This is a genomic window from Paenibacillus sp. EKM301P, from assembly GCF_011800295.1.
Classification (GTDB): Bacteria; Bacillota; Bacilli; order Paenibacillales; family Paenibacillaceae; genus Paenibacillus; species Paenibacillus polymyxa.
The window spans coordinates 1-4160 of record NZ_JAALFM010000026.1 but is presented as its reverse complement, the minus strand read 5'-3'; the positions used below and the strand labels follow the sequence as shown (position 1 = coordinate 4160).

Annotated in this window: 4 protein-coding genes and 1 tRNA gene; 2 read left to right on the top strand and 3 right to left on the bottom strand. The window is 43.1% G+C overall.

Annotated elements, in window-relative coordinates; all coding sequences use genetic code 11:
- Positions 1-52: 52 nt before the first annotated feature.
- Positions 53-123, top strand: a tRNA-Gly gene (locus tag HFD99_RS24625).
- 204 nt (positions 124-327) lie between these two features.
- Here HFD99_RS24625 and HFD99_RS24620 read toward each other — a convergent pair.
- The 3 genes from HFD99_RS24620 to HFD99_RS24610 form a co-directional block, all read right to left on the bottom strand.
- Positions 328-1431, bottom strand: a complete 1104-nt coding sequence (locus HFD99_RS24620) for a PAS domain-containing sensor histidine kinase (RefSeq protein ID WP_025363798.1) — start codon at positions 1429-1431, stop codon at positions 328-330.
- Positions 1424-2077 (bottom strand): response regulator, encoded by a 654-nt coding sequence (locus tag HFD99_RS24615; protein ID WP_013369023.1) that lies wholly within the window; start codon positions 2075-2077, stop codon positions 1424-1426. Before HFD99_RS24615 ends, HFD99_RS24620 begins: the two co-directional genes overlap by 8 nt.
- A 143-nt stretch (positions 2078-2220) precedes the next feature.
- Complete coding sequence (locus HFD99_RS24610) at positions 2221-2670, bottom strand: GAF domain-containing protein (RefSeq protein WP_017428696.1); 450 nt, start codon at positions 2668-2670, stop codon at positions 2221-2223.
- A 298-nt stretch (positions 2671-2968) separates the two neighbouring features.
- Between HFD99_RS24610 and HFD99_RS24605 the strand changes: the two genes are divergently transcribed.
- The gene (locus HFD99_RS24605) at positions 2969-3709 is read left to right on the top strand and encodes a Crp/Fnr family transcriptional regulator (RefSeq protein ID WP_025363799.1); all 741 of its coding nucleotides are present in this window, start codon (positions 2969-2971) and stop codon (positions 3707-3709) included.
- The last annotated feature ends 451 nt before the right edge of the window (positions 3710-4160 follow it).

The following is a 4160-nucleotide window of genomic DNA, read 5'->3' as shown; positions in this document are numbered from 1 at the left end:
GTTTGGGACCAGGGGGTCGCATGTTCAAATCGTGTCATCCCGATACTGATTTGCGGGTGTAGTTCAATGGTAGAACTCCAGCCTTCCAAGCTGGTAGCGTGGGTTCGATTCCCATCACCCGCTTTTTGCTATAGCGGATTCTTGTTGCCTCAGTGGTGACACCTTATAAATAAAGAGAGCCTGTCTGGGGACAGAGCTCTCTCTTTTTTTGTATGTTTATCTTCCATAGATTCTACAAAGTGTTGACTATCGATAATCCTTGCTATCGGTGTATTCCTTCTGCTCCTGCAGTGAGTATACACCGATAACTGATCTAGTACACAGGTTTTACACTGGTATGGTCAGCTGTATGGAGGTTCCCTGATTTGGAGCAGAGGTCATGCTCAAGAAGCCGCCTACTCCTCTAGCTCGTTCTTCCATGCTGAACAATCCAACTCCCTCTCCTTTGGATTCTCCAGAGAAGCCCATACCCTCATCCCGAATAGTTACTTTTATTATTTCGTCTTGATCCTCTACATCAACGTATGCTTCTGCTACATCTGCGTATTTAGCCACATTCGTCAGTGCTTCCTGTACAATTCTATAGATTGCTATTTCTTTTCGGATATCAAGGCGTTTACGTAAAGTACATTGAAAATGCACTTCGATTCCGTAATGCGAACAGAAATTTTCAATATAAGTTCTTAGGGCCGGTACGACACCCAAATCATCCAGAACTGAGGGACGAAGTTCCCACGCTAAGCCACGAACATCTTTAATGATATCAGTTACCTGTGTACGCAGATTTTCCAGAGTAGCACTGGGCTGTTCAGCTAGTTGGCTATCTAGTTGAATAATAAGTGAAAACAGGCTTTGACCAATCCCATCATGAAGCTCTCTTGAAAAGCGTTTACGCTCTTCCTCCTGTATTTGCATGACTTGCGTCATCATGGTCTGAAGCTCTGCCTCTACTTTTTTTAATTTAGTTACTTCATTACGGATCGCTAAGTACTGATAGGGTTTACCTTCCTCGTCCATAAATGGAACAATCGTAGTATTCACCCAGTAGTAGCTGTTATCTTTAGCACGATTTCGTATTTCTCCCTGCCATACCTCACCAGAACGGATCGTAGTCCACAGGTTCTTCATGAAGGCTCGAGTATGATAGCCCGAATTAATGAGACGATGATCCTGCCCGATCAATTCTTCACGACTATATTGCGAAATCTCACAGAACTTATCGTTTACGTACTGAATAATTCCTCGATGATCGGTCAGAGCAACGATGGAAGATGTATCTAGAGCAAATTTTAGATTGGATAGCTGGTGGAGAGAACTACGCAGTACATGGAGAAAAGGAGAATCTGGTATATGAATTTCCAAATCATTCAGTAGTTTATCGGTTGACTCCCCAAAGGCGGGCTGCAGTAAAGGGTTAGAAGGTTCATTCATAATGGAGCAACCCCTTTTTCAGTGCAAATTTGACCAACTCAGGCCGTGTTTTCAAGTTAAGCTTCTCCATAAGGTTGCTTTTGTGGGACTCTACGGTTTTGACGCTAATCACCAAGTGTTCGGCAATTTCCTTGTTGGCATATCCTTTGGCTACCCATGATAGGATCTCTTTTTCCCGCTCAGACAGGGATTCATACGGCCCGGCTATGCCCTCTTGTTTGATTTTGTCCAGATATTCACTCATCAGGCGTTTGGTTGCATTGGGGTATAGATAGGCACTGCCTTCGGCCACAGACTGGATGGCAGCGAGTAATTCCTCATGAGGTGCACTTTTTAAAATATATCCAGATGCTCCGGCTTGAATGGCTCGGAACAGATATTCCTCATCATCATGCATCGTTAAAATAAGCACTTCTGTATCCGGCAACTGTTTTTTTAATTCGGTGGTTGCCGTGAGGCCATCTTTGCCAGGTGGCATACTAAAATCCATGAGCACGACATCAGGTTGTAGCTCCACCGCTTTGCGGATTGCTTCATCCCCGTCTGCTGCATCTCCTACTACCTTAATACCGTTTTTGCCGTCCAATAGGGCCATGAGGCCAGAACGTACGACAACATGATCATCCACTACTAGTATACGAATCAATTAGTCATCCCCTCGAACGGTAAAAAAACCGTGCGTTTTGTCATAATCATAGCAAATTTTAGGGATTTCAATCAACAGAGATAGTTAGATGAGCTGTTCATGTTCACTTATATTTATAATTTTATTTTTCTTCAAATATCAATCTATGGAGTGAGAGGGAGGGCACATAGCTGGCCAAGGCGATGAGCGACTTGAGTGGCCTTGGCTACATCAGATTCGGTGAATGTTCTCACTTCACGGTTACCGACAAGTAGCACACCGTTTGGCAAGTCTCCTGTACTGGAAAAGGGAATGGCTACTGCAGAATGTAACTGTTCGGCCAGCATAAGCGCACATTCTTGACGTAAACGTATACTGCCTGATATTAAAGCACTAACGGTCACAGTACGTCCAAGACGAACAGCCATCCCGGCGATCCCATGCCCAACTTTAAAAGAAATAAGGCGATAGCGATTGTTTCGGCTGCCGGAGGCATAATACCAATGCAACTTACCCCCTGACCTGGACATAAATGCAAGTGCAGTGAGATCCCCATAAACATGATCTCGCAACTGGTTCAGTTCATTTCGCATTTCATCCGTTATTTGTAGCATAGAAGACACATCCTTTATCTTAACCAACTGTAGCTCTAATTTATTGTAATTCTGACAGGTACAAAAGTAATTCAGGGAACCCCCTGATCTATAGGCGCAGGAAACACTGACTTTTCATTAGACTGGGTAATCAATAAGAGGTGGGGCGATAAATGGGGCGTTAGATAATCCTGGAAGTGATATTTATCACTGCAAATCAGGGAGTAGGGAGGTGCAAAATCAGGTGTTCTCCCGATAACAACCCAGGCATCAAAACATTATGATTAAGATATTAGGTAAACACGAGGAGGACGCTAATATGCAAGCCACTTGTATGGAACGGTTTGGGGACGAAGCGCAGCGCACGGGGATTCAGCTTTTTCTGACGGAAGAGCATTTTGAACTGTTAAAAGATATCATGTCCTGGAAGAAGGTAAAGGCAGGCGTTATGCTTTTCCGAGAGGGTGATGATGCGGAGCAGCTTTATTATATACATTCGGGTCATGTTAAACTCCGTAAGTCGACAGAAGACGGTAAAGAATTGATTCTGACTATTCAGCACCAAGGCGATTTAATCGGGGAGTTTAGTGGGATAGATGGGGAAGAGTATAGTTGCACTGCAGAAACAGCCGATGTGTGTGAATTAGGTGTCGTGCTTGTTAAGGATCTGGAGTCGCTCCTGTCTAAGTATGGGGAAATGGCGCTTCAGTTTATACAGTGGATGGCAATGAAGCAACGAATTATGCAATCACGGTTTCGGGACTTATTGTTGTATGGTAAAACGGGGGCACTAGCGTCTACCTTAATCCGTGCAAGTAATACATGTGGCGTAGCTGTGAAGGATGGCATTTTACTGAATATGAAGTTAAGTCACTCCGAACTGGGTGAGATGATTGGAGCAACGCGCGAGAGTGTGAACCGGATGCTGAGCTCGCTGAAAGAGCAGGGTACCTTGGATACGAGAGACGGAAAAATCGTCATTCACGATCTCAAGGTGTTGCGTGCTATGTGCTGTTGCCCTTCGTATGGCCAATGTGCCCATGAGATTTGCAGACTATAAATTTATGAGCTTGTTAGGCGGGGGCTAAAAGACTCCGTCTAATTGTAAGTCTTCTGACAACAAGCGATTAAAAGGAACGAGTATCGTAGATATCTTAAAAAGAATCGACGGCGCGTTTAGCGGCAAATCAACGATATAGTGTTTTGAAGTAGCCATCATGTTGAAATAGTTGACTAGTAGTAAAGAAATTTTAGATATTGGTTTATTGTGAAATATTACAAGTTGTATTCTGTAGTTAAAAATGATATATTATTTGAGCTGAAAACAAAACAGCCGTTTCAAAGAGAATAAGCAGGGTGAAATGATCTTCGAAAAAAATAACCCTTGCATTTTTGAAATGAACATGATATGATCTTATAGCTGCTGAAAAACGTAGTGAAAAAGAATTTGATCTTTGAAAACTGAACAACGAGTGAGTAAATTGATTTTGTTCGCAAAATCAAACAATGAG